This is a genomic window from Novosphingobium sp. HII-3 (assembly GCF_002916655.1).
Lineage (GTDB): Bacteria > Pseudomonadota > Alphaproteobacteria > Sphingomonadales > Sphingomonadaceae > Novosphingobium > Novosphingobium panipatense.
This window is the reverse complement of record NZ_PPSM01000066.1, coordinates 14,540-29,367: the sequence shown is the minus strand read 5'-3', so window position 1 is coordinate 29,367 and position 14,828 is coordinate 14,540. Positions and strand designations below refer to the sequence as shown.

Sequence of the window (14,828 nt, the reverse complement as noted above, 5' to 3'; positions counted from 1 at the left end):
GGAGGGCCGCGTCATGCACCGCTTAGTTCGCGCGATCTCGGTCCTGATCGCTCTCTTCTCGGCCAGTCCCGCGCTGGCGATCGATGCGAGTTTCCACACCTATGACGGCTTTGCGGAGACGGTGGACGCCTTCCGCCTCGTCTCGATGATCTTCGGGGATTCGCGTTACGAGACATTGGTGCTGATCGTCGCGGTGGTGGGCATCGCGCTCGGCGTCCTGCTCGCCAGCATCCGCGGGCAAGGCATGGGCATCGTCGCCTTCGGGTTCCAGATGCTGATCGGCGTCGGCCTGTTCGTCGGCCTGGTCGCGACGACGGGCACGGTCCATGTCTACGACCGCGTCCGCAACGCCTATCAGCCGGTCGGCGACGTGCCGAACCTCATCGTGCTGGTCGCGGGCATGACCAACATGATGGAGCGCGCGCTCGCGGAAGTGATCGACGACAACACCACCGATCCCCATGCCAAGCTTGAGTTCGGGGCGGGCGGGCACAGTTTCGACCTGTTCCTCAATGCAGCGAGCCCGCGCGGCCCGATGACCGACACGTTCCTTGACGCGACGATCAAGGACTATGTCCGGCAATGCTATCCGGTCGCGCGGGTCTCGCCCGCCTATGGCGTCGACGACGATCAGCTGTTCCGCACGGCGACCGATCTTCCTGCCGCCTTTGCCGCGATGGCGGGGCCGGCGACCTTCAGCACGGTGTTCACGTCCACCGACAAGGGCGGCACGACGGTGAGCTGCAACGAGGCGTGGGAACATATCTCGACACGCCTCTCCGAACCTGCGCTGTTCGACAATTATGTCGCGCAGGTCTGCACCCGCACCGGCTACGACATCGGCAATGCGACCCAGCTTCAGCGCTGCCGCTCCAACATCGGCGAACTTGGCCAGATGATGATGGATACGCCGCTCTCGCTCCAGCAGTTCCTGACCAATGTGATGCTCGGCAGCACGGTGGGCGATGTGCTGTTCGAGGACAGTCCTGCAACGGCGGCGCGTGTCATGGCCAATCGCGCTGTCGTCTCGTCAGGCCTCGCCACCATGTCGACGGCCAACGAGTGGATGCCCACGATCCGGGCGACGGTCTTCGGGATCATGCTCTTCATGATGCCCGTCGCGCTGCTGTTCATCCTCACCCCGATCAATCTGCGCGTGGCTTCCTTCGCCCTCGGCCTGTTCGTCTTCGTGGCGCTCTGGGGCGTGATCGACGCCGGGATCTATCAGCTGACGCTCGGCCGCGCGACCGATGTGCTGGCCGAGATGCGCGCCAACCATGTCGCGGCCAATGCCTGGATGCTGGCGCCGTCGTCCGCGATGAAGGCGCTCGCCATCTTCGGGAGTTTCCGCACCGCGTCCGCGGGTCTTGCGGGGGCGTTCGTCTTCACGGTTTTCCGGTTCTCCGGTAATGTGTTCACCTCGTTCACATCCGGCGCGCTCGGTGTGCAGGGTCAGGGCACGGCAGCCGCCGCACCGCTTGCCACCAGCGAAGGCTATGCCGGCGCGCTCGAGGCGCAGGCGGGAGCAGCGGGCACCATGGCGCGGCGGGGCGCGGCTTCGAACTTCGGGGATTTCGGGGAGCGCTCGGCCTTCGGCGCAACCCGTGCGTTCGGTGCCGCGAGCAGCGTGCTCGGCGAACATGGCGGCGGCGCCAGCGGGACGGCCGCATTCGGCATGGGCAAGCTCGATGCGGCACGCGAACTGGGCGGGCTCTCCCCTGCCCTCACCGGCCGCAGCCTCACCGATCCCGCGACCGTGCGCGCCGTGCGCGACAATGCCGCGACCAGTGCGATCCATAATTTTGCCGAGAAGGATGCGCTCCGCAGCCTTGGCACCGGCTATTTTGGCGAGGGGCAATCCGGGGAACGTTCGTTCGCGGCCTTCACGCAGAAGATGGTCCAGTGGAAGGCGTTCGGGGATACGCGCGCCTATGACATGATGCTGTCCGGAGCCCAGCGGCATTTTGAGAGAAACGGCTACGACCAAAAGGATGCCGCGCTCAAAGCCTCGACGGTGATCGCCCAAGCGTCGGCTGATCCGACCTTCGCCAAACTGATCGCCAATACCTTCGACCAGGAGCAGATGCTGCGCAACGATCTTACCGGCGCGCAGATTCAAGTCGGCGCGATGGAAGGCCGGCGCGATTTTGCTGGCGACAATGTAAGGCGGATCGAGCGCGGCAATGTCGCGACCGAGCAGGCGCATAGGACCGGCAGCAATGAGGGCCAGCGCAACGCCGCCTCCATGCTCGGCCTCTCAGTCCAGGAAACCTCCCGCCGCATCGCCTTTATCAATGCGCTATCCGGAGAGGCTCGGTCGACAGCCATTTCCCAACTCTCCCGCGCAACCGGCCGCAACGAGGCGCAGGTCATGCGGGCGCTCGAAACCTACAATGCCGCCGTGCAGGTCGGCACCGCCGACGGTGCGACCGTCGAGGCCGCGCGCGAGGGCGCCAGCGTCTATGGCCGCACCCGCGAGGCAGCGGGCTTCGATTTTGCGGAGCGGTCGGGCAAGCTCGACGCGCAGCGTGAGGTCGGTCACGACGGTACGCGCTCGGCCGCCCGGATCGGGGAGCAGCGGCGACAGGCCGACAATGCCGGGTTCGCGGAAGGCGCGGCCGCCGCGGGCATGTCGGTGCGCCAGGCCGCACATCTCGACAGCTTCATCCGCACGCTGTCGCAGGGCGCCGGCAATCAGGTCGACATGGCCGAAGGTGGTGCGGCCGGGATCGCTGACCGCGCTCGCAACGAACGGATGACGCGGATCATCGATAATGAGCGCCTGACGCGCATGCAGAAGCTGCTGGCCGATCATGGTGTCGACATGTCGAAGCGGCAGATCGCCATGGCGCAGAATGGCGATCTGAGCCTCAATCTCACCCCGGAGACGGCGGCGCAGATGTGGCGCGGCGGGCTCATCAACGAGAGCCAATTGGGCGCGGTCGCCAATGGCGGGCGGGCAAGGTTCTCGTTCGCCGACAACGATCTTCTCGTCTCCAGCTCGGTCGGGTTCCAGCAATCGGCCCGCAACGATACCTCTACGCGGTTCGAGGCAGGGAAACAGGCCGGGCCCGACACGATCGAGCATTTCCTCAGCAGCGGCGAACAGGGCCAGGCGATGATGCAGAACTGGCTCAAGGGCGGGTTCGAGATGGACCGTCATGGCAACTGGCGTCTGAACCCGCAGGTGGCCGATACGCTTACGCGCGACGTGCAGGCGATCATCGCGCAGACCGGGTGGCAGCGCGGGCTCTCGCGATCCGCGCAGGATAATGTCACGATCGGTACAAGCGTCGGCGCTCAACTCGGAGGCTCGGTTGGGGTCGATGAATCGGAGGCGATAGGCGGTCGCGGGCAGCCTGCAGAGAAAGGCAAGCAAGCGGGCCAAGCGCAGTCGCCACAGAAGACCACGTCGACCTCAGGTCGAGTGGGCGCCAGTCTTGGTTTTGAAAGTCGTGACGTCGGAATCAGCAACGAGACAGCACAGTCGTCGATTGACATCGTCAACTACGACGTGCGCGAAGCGATTGCCGCCGCCGAGCGCGAAGCCGCGCGCTCGAGCGACCCGGCGGCGACCTTCTCGCGTGAACTGTCGGACCGGATTCTTGGCCCGGATGGCATACGCAACCGATATCTCCATGATGCGGATTCCGGCCGGGCAACTTTCGACATTACCGGGCCCCTGACTTCGGTCGAACAGAACTCCGTCCTGAAGAGCGGTAGATTTTCCACGGACGTGGATGGCAGCCCCGGCGATGGCGACAGCAGCTTCAAGAATCGTTAGTGCTTGAAGAACCGACTAGGGTGCTGAAGGCTCAGCGGGTTGCCGATGTAGAGACCTCCCGACCGTGGATCGAATATATCGGTGCCAGCACGAAGGTCTTCCATACCTCGCTCATGTTCCTCCCACATTCTTTTGGAGGTTCTGGCCACCGCTTCATCGGACACAGGCGTACCCTCGCCCGTCGATGAAAACCCGGCCACCCACTGCTGCACATAGCCGAGTCCAAGCACCATGAGTGCCGTCATCGGAAAGAACAGGAGGTTGAGAAAACCGGCCGCCGCACTGTCGTAGAACGCCTCAAGCGGCGCGATCCTGGTCGATGTAGCCATGCCAATCCACCAGACCGGAATTGCCGACCACCACAGCTTCGCGTACCACGGACGCCAGAGCCAATCGGACGGTTTCAGCCGGGGCGATGCCGGTTCGGGCGCTTGAATATGGGCGGCGTTGTTCATCGCTATATCCTCACCGGAGGACTATAGCAGAATTCTGTCGGTGTTCCATCATTTGTGAATCGGCTCGATCTGGAAACCGATTGGGAACAACGCTTCTAATCTATCGGCATTGACCCATCTTTGCGAACAGGGATCGATGTGGCGGCGTCAATTCCAGAGAGAGGGTATTGGCGCCGCCGCAATAACCGTCACCAATGTCAATGCATGACGGTCGTTCTTGCCAGTTCCGGTAAATGTCGCGGTTGGGACAGCTTTTGCGGTGTCCAACACGGACTGCGTCTCAGCCGCTTCTGCTGGGCATATGACTTACAAGGTCGGCACGAGACCGTGCATTTTCCATATCTCGAGCATCTCCATCCCCGGGCAACCCCATTCTCGGCACCTCCGCTGATGCGAGCGGCGGCGCGACCTGTAAGGCTGGCAGTCATGATGTTTTCAAAATCTGAAGTCCGGCTAACGGCTCGGAAACCATAAAATAGCGCATGGCACCTTCGCGCAAAAAGCCAGCGCACAACAATATCCAAGTTGGGGGTTGTTGTTGATGAAAATCCCGCGATTTCTGTCATGCTCCTCTGCAACTAAGAAGGAGGTGAGAGCATGGGGAGCGGTAACGAGCCGGGCAACGACGAATTGAAAGAACAAGCGCTGGAAATGATGGAGCAGTCCTTGGCGATCCTATACGCCTTGCAGGAACCCGCTGCTGCCGATCTCCACGATGTGATTGAGAGGGTCATGGGGTCGTCGGGCAAGATGGGGGAAGAAGGCGAGGTATGGGATTCTGTTTTTACCGATCTACCGCACCTGACCATGCGGGCCTTGTTCCTTCATCGCAATGACGGCTTTACCGTTGGCCAGATCGCACGCCGCCTCCGCATCAGCGAGGCCGACGCGGCGGAGCGCCTCGACCACGCTGTGCGCTATGTTCGCGCGCCTGCATCACCAAGAATATAGGCAGCGCTAGCGGAAAGACATTGCCCGGCCATTCCGCCAAAATCCATGTCGAACCGTAAGCCTTCAATGTACCTGCTGGTCCCAAACGCGAGCGGCTCCCTCTCCCATCACCTCCACCCTTTCCTCGCTGCTCCCGCACTTCACCTAACCACCACCCTTCCGCGCTGCTCGCCGCAAACAGGCTGACCTGCAGGCGTCGGAGGGGCGCCTGACCTATCCCGGCAGCAATTGCTTCTCCAACGCGGCAACAAGCTCCTGCCTCTTGCCAGGGTCCAACCGGTCCAGGTTACGTTGCTTCCACAAGACCGCGGGCAGTCGCCTCGCCTCATCAATGCCCGCAAGCGCCCAGTCCGGTTCACCACGCTTGAAGCCGACAAGGAATTGCCGATGAGTGTCAGGCATCCCGGCAACCATGCGCGCGATGATGTCTTCACGCGCTGATTCCAGTTCCGCCAGAGTGATCGGCTGGTGAGTCATTCCGACGAAACCGCGCTCGAACTCCTCGGCGAGCGGTTTACGGGCGGGAGCGAGAACCTCGGCCATCGGGCGATTATGGCTGGCGAGGTAGACGAGAAATGCACGTCGCAAATCGTCTGTGACGCCTTCGTTCGCCAGCAAGTCGCGGACGTCGAAGAGGTCGCGAGGGTGCTGCCGGTCGAGCGCCGCCACGATTTTTCCCGCATAGAGATCGGCGAAGGACACCACCTGAATCTCAGCAAAACCAAAGGCGTCCTCGACTGCGGGAACGACACCCATAACGACGGGATCATAGACCGTCCCGCGCAACACTGGCGTGACCTCGATCTTGATCTGCACATCATCCGCACGAACGATGAGCTTGGTGACGATTTTTTCGTCAGCGGAACGCGACGCATGAATCCTGGCTCCGACCAGTCCTTCCTCGATGCGTTCCTTGATCCGCAGCATCGCCGCATCGATCGTGGCGAGCGAGGTCGCGCGGTCCTCGATCGGCAGATAGGTGAGGTCGATGTCCACCGAAAGTCGCGGCAGGTCACGCACGAACAGATTGATCGCTGTTCCGCCTTTCAGCGCGAAGATATCCTCCTTCGCGACGTGAGGCATAACACGCAGAAGAAGAGCGACCTGTCTCCGGTAGCCGTCGAGAAACGCCATACAGCTATTCTCCCGCCAGGTCGGAGGGCACGGTGATGTTGTAGCGCCGGTCGAGCTTCCCTCCTTTGACCAGGACGCGTTTGCCCGATCCGAGATCCAGGCGGGAAACATCGAGCTTCGAACGCCAGGCATGGCCATGGCGATCCGCGAAGAAGAGGAAGAGACGCTTCACTTTTACGCTCGCGCACGCCTCAAGAAGTGTCTGAAGGCGACGTGGGCTGAGGTCGCTCATTCCTTCCATCAGCATGTCGACCTGATGGAAGCTCTCATGGGGAAGCTCATCGAGCAGTTCGAGAACGGCGCGTTCCTTGCTCGAACAGCGGATCGGCAAGGTCGTGCCGGCGGTGCTGGACATCCGGGGCGCAGGCTCGGGAGGAATCTCGCCGTCGACTGGAAACAGCCGGAGGCTGTTATGCCAGCGGAACGAGACATCGAGTGGCAGGCTGTCGAGCCATGTCGGCGGCCGGCTTGGCCCATAGAGATGGACTTCGCGCACCGTTATGGAGAGATAATGAGCGTAGCCCTGCTGTTCGAGCGCTGTGCGCCCGCCAACTGTCAAAGGCAGGTCCAACAGGGATTGCAGTGAGATAACGGCCTGTTCCCAGGTGAGCGGTCCACGCGAGCGGCGATAGACGCGCCGGGTCGGGCTATCGAGCCATCCCGCGCGAACATATTGGCTCCGCAGCGATGATGAGTAACCATGGGCTTCCATCCATGCCGCGTCGACCAGCAGGCTCTCTGGGAGATCCCGTTGCAGCCGGTTTAATTTTCCTAATGTTTGCGAAGCCATGCTATGCATTTTGACAGATTGGGAAACTACTGTCGAGTTTATTAATTTCGAAATTGGCTAAGCCTTGCTTGGCATTATCAGAGCTCGGCAAACTGGATCGTGCGACCGTAGGTCAATACACTTATCTGCCCTAGGCATGGCGGTTCGCGGGCCAATTGACGGGATGCGCAACACGGCGACACCGACAGGACTGTCAAGGACTGCGCCGTTTCGCCCTGTGGCGCGGGCGGCGGGGTCCAGCCTCAATGATCCCTTGGTCGTTTCGAAGGATCTGCGCGTCGATGAGCGCCCTGGCGACAAGCTCTGAGCGCTTGTAGACGCCGTAACGCTGCTTTGCGTGGGAGACGAAATAGCGCACCGAGGTCTCGCTCAGACCGAGTATCTGGCTGATCTCCCAATCGCTCTTGCCGACGGCGACCAATGCCGTGCATTGAGCTTCGCGGCGCGTGAGCCTGGGTACGTCATGTCCGCGCGAGGCATGATGTAGTCTGAGGCCCGCCTTGAACCCGAAGGCAGCGACGATGTGGAGCGTCGTCAGTAGCGATGGCGAAGCCATGATCGGCTCCGCGCGTGCGAAAGTGCAAGACGCATGGGATTCGCTCGGTATGTGGAGCGGCACGGTGACACCGTGGACGAGACCACGCAGCCGCGCTTCTTCGAACAGGGCTGATTGTGTGCCTGTGAGATCGACATAACCGGGAATCTCGTCCCAGCTGAACGGGCGGTCCAGCAACTGGCTCACCTCATAGACTGGATCGATGACGTACGCGTGGCTCTCGGTGTAGAAACGCACGAACTCCGCCGGATAGTTGGTAATAACCAGCGCCCGTTCGACCAAGCGTGGGAGGCCGCCATGTTGGATCATCGCGACATAGGGGAAGCCCATTTTCGTGGCGGCATCAGCTAAGGCGGCGAGCAGCGCTTCCATTGAAGAAGCGGCATTGAAGCGTGAGAGTGTCTCACGCATTCTGGCATTGACATACATGGCATCCTCCTTGGGTTGTGTTGGCCGTGCACCGGCAAACGTGCCAGAAGAGGCCGTTGTGATACCTATGGGAGATAGGGGGCATTCACAGCCGTCAGCCAGCGCTATGGCTGACGCGTGAGGCTGCTAGGGCAATCGTGGATTCGCTGTTTCGAAAACCTGGCTCAGGATCCGCGACACCGCCGCCGGTATTATTCTCCTGCGAAACCTGCGCGGAACCGTTCGGCAATCGTTATTCTGAAGCATCGTTACGATGTCCCACGCAATTTGGTGTTCTGACATTCGACTGCCTCCTCACGCCATCGTGCCGATGGTTCGCCGGAACCGCGCCAACGCAATGGCGAAGAAGATCGCGCCGATAGCAATGATAGCCAGGAACTGGGGCCAGACCACGTCAAAGCCCGCGCCCCGGTAAAGGATGGCCTGCGCCATCTTCACGAAATGGGTGGTGGGCGCGGCCAACATGACCGTCTGGACGAACTCCGGCATGCTTTCGCGCGGCGTCGAACCGCCGGACAGCATCTGCAACGGCAGCAGCACCAGCATCAGCAACAAGCCGAACTGCGGCATGGAGCGCGCGATCGTCCCCATGAAGATGCCGATGGAGGTCGTGGCGAACAGGTGCAGCCCCGCTCCGGCGAGGAACAGCGCGATCGACCCTTCGACGGGAACGGACAGTACCCCTTCCACCATCACGAAAAGCGCGAAAGCGCAGGCGACCAGGACAACGAGCCCCATGGCCCAGACCTTGCTGGCCATGATCTCGAACGGCGTCACCGGCATCACTAGCAGGTGTTCGATCGTGCCGTGCTCGCGCTCGCGGATCAGGGCCGCGCCCGTCAGCACGATCGACAGCATGGTGACGCTGTTGATGATTTCCATGACCGCGCCGAACCAGCTTTGCGCCAGCGTAGGATTGAACCGCACGCGCAGCGCCAGCTCGACCGGGACCGGCGTGCTCGCACGCGTGCCTTTCATGAATTCGGCAACTTCGCCCTGCACGATCTGCTGGATGTAGCCGCCACCCGTGAAAGCCTGGCTCATCCGCGTAGCGTCAACGTTGAGCTGCAAGCCGGGTTGGCGTCCCGCAAGTACGTCTCGCTGAAAATCGGGCGGGATGTCGAGAGCGAACGTATAGCGCCCGGCATCCAGCCCCTTGTCCACTTCGTTCAGTCCCACGATCGAAGGGGGCGTGAAGTGCGGCGGATAAAAGGCGCCGGTTATCCGGCTGGAAAGCTGCGACTGGTCTTCATCGACGATCGCGATAGGCGCCTTGTGCAGCGTTTCCGGCATGGCGGTTGCCGCGACGTAGATCCCCACCGAGAACGAATAGAGGATCAGGAACAGCATCATCGGATCGCGCCACAGGCTGCGCAGTTCCTTGATGCCGAGCCGGTAGATGTTGGCCGCGTGGCGCATATCAGCTCTCCTGCTTACGCAGCAACGCGACACACAGCGCCAGGATGACGGGAAACGTCGCGAACAGCACGAGAAGGTCAGGCCAGAGGTCGGCGAAGCCCAGCCCCTTGGAAAAGACGCCGCGGCAGATGGTGACGAACCAGGTCGCGGGATATATCGATCCGATCACCGCGCCCGCCCCCTCGAGCGAGGACACCGGGTTGATCAGGCCGGAAAACTGCACGGCGGGCAGGATCGTGCCGATGGCGGTGGCGAACATCGCGGCAATCTGGCTGCGCATGAAGATGGAGAACAGCAGGCCGATGGCCGTCGCCGACAGCGTATAGAAGAGAGCGCCCAGCGTCATCGCGAGGAAACTGCCCGTCAACGGCACACCGAACATCGTGACGGCGAGGAACACCAGCAAGACATAGTTCAGCATGGCGAGCGCGACATAGGGAAGCTGCTTGCCCAGCAGGAATTCCACCTTGCTGATCGGCGTCACGTAGAAATTGACGATGGAACCCAGCTCCTTTTCCCGCACCACGCTCAAAGCCGTCAGCATCGCCGGGAACAAGAGCAGCATCATCGGAATCACGGCCGGCGCGATGGCTACAAGGCTTTTCACGTCCGGATTGTAACGATAGCGCAGCTCGATATTGACGAGACCCATCGATGGCCGCGCACCTGTTTCCTGCACGGCCATTTCACTGAGCCAGTGGGCATGCAGGGCCTGGACATAGCCTTGCACGGTCTCGGCCCGCTGCGGCATGGCGCCATCGACCCATACACCGATCTGCACCGGCACGCCCCGGCGCAGGTCGCGCGCGAAATTGGGCGGAATCTCCAGGGCCACGCTCAGTTCGCCCGAGCGCATCCGCCGGTCCAACTGGCTATAGTCGGTGATCGGCGGCCGTTCGATGAAATAGCGCGATCCGGCCAGGTTGAGGACGTAGTTCTCGCTGGTGGTCGTGCCGTCGCGGTCCAGCACGGCGAACGGCAAGTCCTCCACGTCCATGCTGATGCCATAGCCCATGATGAACATCAGGATGACGCTGCCCAGCAGGGCCAGGGTGGCGCGGATGGGATCGCGGCGCAATTCCAGCCCTTCGCGCCGGGCATAGCTCATCATCCGGCGCCGCATGAACCATGGGGAGCGGGCCGGTGCAGCCGAAATGTCCTGATCGGCCGCGGCAGGCGCGCCCGCAGGAACCGGATCGTCCCTCTTTTCTGTCGGCGTCTCGCCGCTCGCATCCTGAAGATAGGCGATGAACGCTTCTTCCAGGTCCGCCGCGCCGCGGTTCTCGACAATGGCGGCGGGGGTGTCGCTGACCAGCACCTTGCCCGCATGCATCAGCGATATGCGGTCGCACCGCTCCGCTTCGTTCATGAAGTGCGTGGAAATGAAGATCGTCACCTTGTCGCGCCGGGACAGGTCGATCATCATCTGCCAGAACTGGTCCCGCGCGATCGGATCGACGCCGGACGTCGGTTCATCCAGGATCAGCATTTCCGGCTTGTGGATCATGGCGACGGCTAGGCTGAGCCGCTGGCGCTGGCCCAGCGGCAAGGCGCCGGGCAACGCATCCATGATGCCATCCAGGCCGAACCGCTGCGCCATTTCCCTCACGCGGGCCGGCACTTCCCCGGCGGGAACATGGAAGAGCTGGGCATGCAGCTCGAGGTTCTGCCGGACCGTCAGTTCCGAGTAGAGCGAGAAGGCCTGGCTCATATAGCCAACGCGCCGGCGCGTCGCCATGTCGTCATTCTCGACCTCGCGGCCGAACAGCCAGGCCTGGCCTTCGCTGGCTTTCAGCAGGCCGGTCAGCATCTTCATGGTGGTCGACTTGCCGCAGCCGTTGGAGCCGAGGAATCCAAAGATCTCGCCGCGCTCGATGCGAAAATCGACATGATCGACTGCCGTGAAATCACCGAAACGCATGGTGAGCCCCTGCGCCTCGATGGCGATCTCGGCCTCGCCGCCGTCGCTGCGCGGCGGAATCTCCACCGGCTTGTGCCCGCGGCGGCGCTCCTCGGGAAGCATCGAGATAAACGCCTGTTCCAGCGACTGTTCGCCGGTGCGTGCATAGAAGTCGGCTGCGGTGCCGGTGGCCAGCACCTTTCCCGCGTCCATCGCGATTAGCCAGTCGAAGCGTTCGGCCTCTTCCATATAGGCCGTGGCGACCAGCACGCTCATGTGCGGGCGGTTCGCGCGGATGCGGTCGATCAGATCCCAGAATTGCGCGCGCGACATGGGATCGACGCCGGTTGTCGGCTCATCCAGCAGCAGGAAATCGGGATCGTGGATGAGCGCGCAGCACAAGCCGAGCTTCTGCTTCATGCCGCCCGAAAGCTTGCCCGCCGGGCGCTTGCGGAACGGCGCGAGGCCCGTGCTTTCGGTGAGGTCGGCAATGCGGCGCTCGCGTTCGGCCGCGTCCTGCCCGAACAACCGCCCGAAGAATTCGAGATTTTCGTCGATGGAGAGCGTAGGATAGAGGTTCTTGCCCAGCCCCTGCGGCATATAGGCGATGCGCGGACACACGGCGTTGCGGTGGCGGGCCTCGGCCATGTCGCCGCCCAGCACCTCGACCCGGCCCTCCTGGATGGCTCGCGCGCCCGCGATCAGGGAAAACAGGCTGGACTTGCCGACGCCGTCCGGGCCGATCATCGCCACCATGCGCCCGGCGGGGATTTCAAGATTCACATCATCGAGCGCCAGCACCTTGCCGTAATGCAGGCTCACGCCCGAAACGCGGGCGACAGCTTCCGTCATTGCGGCACGTTGACGGTCAGTTTCGCGGGCCATTCGGATTTCGGATCGATCCGCACATAGGCCATGCCCGGAAGGCCGGTCTTGACCTGGGTGATATAGCGATCGAGCAACTTGCGATCGATCTGCGCCTTCACGCGGAACATCAGTTTCTGGCGCTCGCTTTGCGTCTCCACCGTCTTGGGCGTGAACTGGGCCACATCGGCAACGAAGCTGACTTTCGCAGGGATCGCACGATCCGGAAGCGCATCGAGCACGATGCGTACATCGCTGCCCAGCGCCACCTTGCCCGCGACCGTTTCCGGCAGGAAGAAGGTCATGTAGACGTCGCCCAGATTGACCAGGTTGAGCACGCGCCCGCCGCCACCCACGACTTCGCCCGGCTGGGCGACGCGATATTGCACGCGGCCGGCCGTCGGCGCCTTGAGGTCGCTGTCGCGGATATCGGCCTCGATCCGCTGGATGGTGGCGCGCACGGCATCGACCTGCGAACGCGCGCCGATCACCTGGTTGCGCGCCGTCGTGATCGCCGCGTCGACGGCCGCGAGTTGGGCGCGAGCGGCCTCCACTGCCGCCGCCGCGCCTTCGACGCGGGCCTGATCGTCATCCCGTTCCTGCACGGCGGTCGCACCTTCTCGCGCCAGCGTTTCCGATCGCGCCAGCCGCTTGCGCGCCGCGTTCAGCTCCGCCTCACGCTGGCGGACGCCGGCGAGAGCCGCCGCCCGGTTGCTCTGCTGCTGCGCGACCTGGCTGGTCGCGATCTGGATGCCGTTCAGCGCCTGCGCCAGTTGCGCTTCGGCTTCGGCCCTCTGGGCACTCAGCACGTCCGTATCCATATGGGCGACGACTTGCCCCGCCTGCACGAACGCGCCTTCGTCGACCAGGATTTCGCGGATGCGGCCGGGCGATTTGGCGGAAACGTCGATTTCAACCGCTTCGATCCGGCCGTTACCGCCGACGATGCCTTCGGGCAAATCGCCGGGCTTGAGCACCTGCCAAAGGAGCAGAGCTACAACGACGAGCGCCGCCGCGATGCCGCCCCTGATGAGCCATGTCTTCCGGGACGCCGTCATCGCCTGTGTTCTCCGCCTTGATCGTTGCTGTCGTGGACGACTTCGGCGGGAAAGCCCCCGCCAAGCGCCGCGTAGAGGGCTATGCCGCTCGCCAGATGAGCGCGGCGCAACTGGATCAGCGCCTGTTCGGTGTCGAAAAGGTCGCGTTGCGCGTCCAGCACTTCCAAATAGGCCGAACGCCCGTTGTCGAACCGCAACCCGGCCAGCCGAGCCCGTTCGCGCAAGGCGTCCAGCGAGCTGCGCGCGGTGTCGATCCGCAACGCCAGTTGCCGGCGCCGGACCAGCGCGTCGGAAACATCACGAAACGCGCCCTGCACGGTCTTTTCATAGCTGGCCACGGCTTCGACCTGCCGCGCTTTCGCCAGATCGAGGTTGCCGGAAAGGCGGCCCGCATTGAACAGCGGCAGGGCGATCGTCGGGGTGAAGCTCCACGCGCGGCTCCCGTCGCCGAACAGCCCGTCGAGATCGGAACTCGCCGTGCCGAAGGCACCCGTCAGGCTGATATTGGGAAAGAACGCCGCCCGCGCCGCGCCGATATCGGCGTTGGCCGCCCGCAATTGATATTCCGCCGCCACGATATCAGGCCGGTTGACCAGAAGGTCGGAGGGCAAGCCCGGCGGAAGGGCGATATCCGGTCCGGTTTCGGCAAGACCGAGGGGCCCAGGCACGATCTCCACGGGCCGCCCGACCAGCAGCGCCAGCGCGTTGCGGTTCACGTCGCGGTCCTGCTCAAGCGCTTGCAGCGCATCCTGCGCCTGCGCCAGCAGCAACTGCGCCTGGGTCATTTCGAGCTTCGAGCCGGACCCGACTTCATAGCGGCGGCGCATGATCCGCAGTGAGTCCTCGCGCGTGACGATCGTCCGCCGGGCAAGCGCGAGGCGTTCCTCATATTCGCGCTCCAGCAGATAGCCATTGGCGACCTGCGCGATCAGGCCGGTGGCAACGGCGCGCTTCGCCTCTTCCGTCGCCAGATAACGATTGCGCGCGGCGTCGTTCAGGTTGCGCAGACGGCCCCAGAAATCGATTTCCCAGCTCGCGCTCACCTGCGCGGTGACCTGCTTGATGTCATAGCTCTGCGTGCCTGCGCCCGGCAGGCTGATGATGGAACGACCCCGCGTGCCGGTGCCGACGGCGTTGAGTTCGGGATAGAGCGCCGATCCCTCGATACGCCAGGCCGCGCGCGCCTGATCGACGCGGGCCGCGGCGATACGGATATCGCGGTTGTTCTCCAGCGCGGCCGCGATCAGCGCACGCAGATGCTCTTCCCGGAAGAAATCATGCCAACCGATCCGCGCGATGGACGCGCCCAGCGCGGCTGGCGCGGGATAGTCCTGCGGCACCGGCTGGGCCGGCCGGACATTGGGCGGCGCGAAGGAACAGCCGGACAGGAAAGATGGCACGATCATCGCCGCCATGACGGCCCGGAACCCGCATAAACGGCCAGTAATATGAGCGCTGCGAGCCATCTAGTCCGGTTCCATTCTGGTT

Annotated in this window: 10 protein-coding genes; 2 read left to right on the top strand and 8 right to left on the bottom strand. The window is 63.2% G+C overall.

The window, feature by feature from the left end; genetic code table 11:
- Positions 1 to 13 precede the first annotated feature (13 nt).
- Positions 14 to 3,784, top strand: coding sequence for a conjugal transfer protein TraG N-terminal domain-containing protein (locus C2R25_RS17500; protein ID WP_021690792.1), 3,771 nt, complete (start codon positions 14 to 16; stop codon positions 3,782 to 3,784).
- Here the strand turns inward: C2R25_RS17500 and C2R25_RS17495 are convergent.
- Positions 3,781 to 4,239, bottom strand: a complete 459-nt coding sequence (locus tag C2R25_RS17495; RefSeq protein ID WP_021246288.1) for a hypothetical protein — start codon at positions 4,237 to 4,239, stop codon at positions 3,781 to 3,783. The two genes, C2R25_RS17500 and C2R25_RS17495, sit on opposite strands and share 4 nt — an antisense overlap.
- Before the next feature lie 597 nt (positions 4,240 to 4,836).
- On the opposite strand from C2R25_RS17495, the gene C2R25_RS17490 reads away from it, so the two are divergent.
- Positions 4,837 to 5,190 carry a hypothetical protein gene (locus tag C2R25_RS17490; RefSeq protein WP_013846840.1) on the top strand — a complete coding sequence of 118 codons (354 nt, stop codon included), beginning with the start codon at positions 4,837 to 4,839 and terminating at the stop codon, positions 5,188 to 5,190.
- Positions 5,191 to 5,403: 213 nt separating this feature from the next.
- On the opposite strand, the gene C2R25_RS17485 is transcribed toward C2R25_RS17490, so the two are convergent.
- The 7 genes from C2R25_RS17485 to C2R25_RS17455 form a co-directional block, all read right to left on the bottom strand.
- On the bottom strand, positions 5,404 to 6,324 hold the full coding sequence (locus C2R25_RS17485) for a nucleotidyl transferase AbiEii/AbiGii toxin family protein (protein ID WP_021690793.1): 921 nt from the start codon (positions 6,322 to 6,324) through the stop codon (positions 5,404 to 5,406).
- Between the two features lie 4 nt (positions 6,325 to 6,328).
- A complete protein-coding gene (locus C2R25_RS17480) occupies positions 6,329 to 7,114 on the bottom strand; it encodes a type IV toxin-antitoxin system AbiEi family antitoxin (RefSeq protein ID WP_021690794.1) in 786 nt (261 codons plus the stop codon).
- A 193-nt stretch (positions 7,115 to 7,307) separates the two neighbouring features.
- Positions 7,308 to 8,042 (bottom strand): autoinducer binding domain-containing protein, encoded by a 735-nt coding sequence (locus tag C2R25_RS17475; protein WP_233204114.1) that lies wholly within the window; start codon positions 8,040 to 8,042, stop codon positions 7,308 to 7,310.
- A gap of 351 nt (positions 8,043 to 8,393) precedes the next feature.
- A complete protein-coding gene (locus tag C2R25_RS17470) occupies positions 8,394 to 9,518 on the bottom strand; it encodes an ABC transporter permease (protein ID WP_021246284.1) in 1,125 nt (374 codons plus the stop codon).
- Between the two features lies 1 nt (position 9,519).
- Positions 9,520 to 12,270 (bottom strand): ribosome-associated ATPase/putative transporter RbbA, encoded by a 2,751-nt coding sequence (rbbA, locus tag C2R25_RS17465; RefSeq protein WP_021246283.1) that lies wholly within the window; start codon positions 12,268 to 12,270, stop codon positions 9,520 to 9,522.
- A complete protein-coding gene (locus C2R25_RS17460) occupies positions 12,267 to 13,340 on the bottom strand; it encodes an HlyD family secretion protein (RefSeq protein ID WP_021246282.1) in 1,074 nt (357 codons plus the stop codon). Before C2R25_RS17460 ends, rbbA begins: the two co-directional genes overlap by 4 nt.
- Positions 13,337 to 14,746 carry an efflux transporter outer membrane subunit gene (locus tag C2R25_RS17455; protein WP_103730495.1) on the bottom strand — a complete coding sequence of 470 codons (1,410 nt, stop codon included), beginning with the start codon at positions 14,744 to 14,746 and terminating at the stop codon, positions 13,337 to 13,339. Before C2R25_RS17455 ends, C2R25_RS17460 begins: the two co-directional genes overlap by 4 nt.
- Positions 14,747 to 14,828 lie beyond the last annotated feature (82 nt).

Coding starts and splice junctions, on each gene's coding strand:
- C2R25_RS17455 (WP_103730495.1), bottom strand. CDS start 14,746: ATGATCGTGCCATCTTTCCTGTCCGGCTGTTCCTTCGCGCCGCCCAAT.
- C2R25_RS17480 (WP_021690794.1), bottom strand. CDS start 7,114: ATGGCTTCGCAAACATTAGGAAAATTAAACCGGCTGCAACGGGATCTC.
- C2R25_RS17495 (WP_021246288.1), bottom strand. CDS start 4,239: ATGAACAACGCCGCCCATATTCAAGCGCCCGAACCGGCATCGCCCCGG.
- rbbA (WP_021246283.1), bottom strand. CDS start 12,270: ATGACGGAAGCTGTCGCCCGCGTTTCGGGCGTGAGCCTGCATTACGGC.
- C2R25_RS17485 (WP_021690793.1), bottom strand. CDS start 6,324: ATGGCGTTTCTCGACGGCTACCGGAGACAGGTCGCTCTTCTTCTGCGT.
- C2R25_RS17490 (WP_013846840.1), top strand. CDS start 4,837: ATGGGGAGCGGTAACGAGCCGGGCAACGACGAATTGAAAGAACAAGCG.
- C2R25_RS17460 (WP_021246282.1), bottom strand. CDS start 13,340: ATGACGGCGTCCCGGAAGACATGGCTCATCAGGGGCGGCATCGCGGCG.
- C2R25_RS17475 (WP_233204114.1), bottom strand. CDS start 8,042: ATGGAAGCGCTGCTCGCCGCCTTAGCTGATGCCGCCACGAAAATGGGC.
- C2R25_RS17470 (WP_021246284.1), bottom strand. CDS start 9,518: ATGCGCCACGCGGCCAACATCTACCGGCTCGGCATCAAGGAACTGCGC.
- C2R25_RS17500 (WP_021690792.1), top strand. CDS start 14: ATGCACCGCTTAGTTCGCGCGATCTCGGTCCTGATCGCTCTCTTCTCG.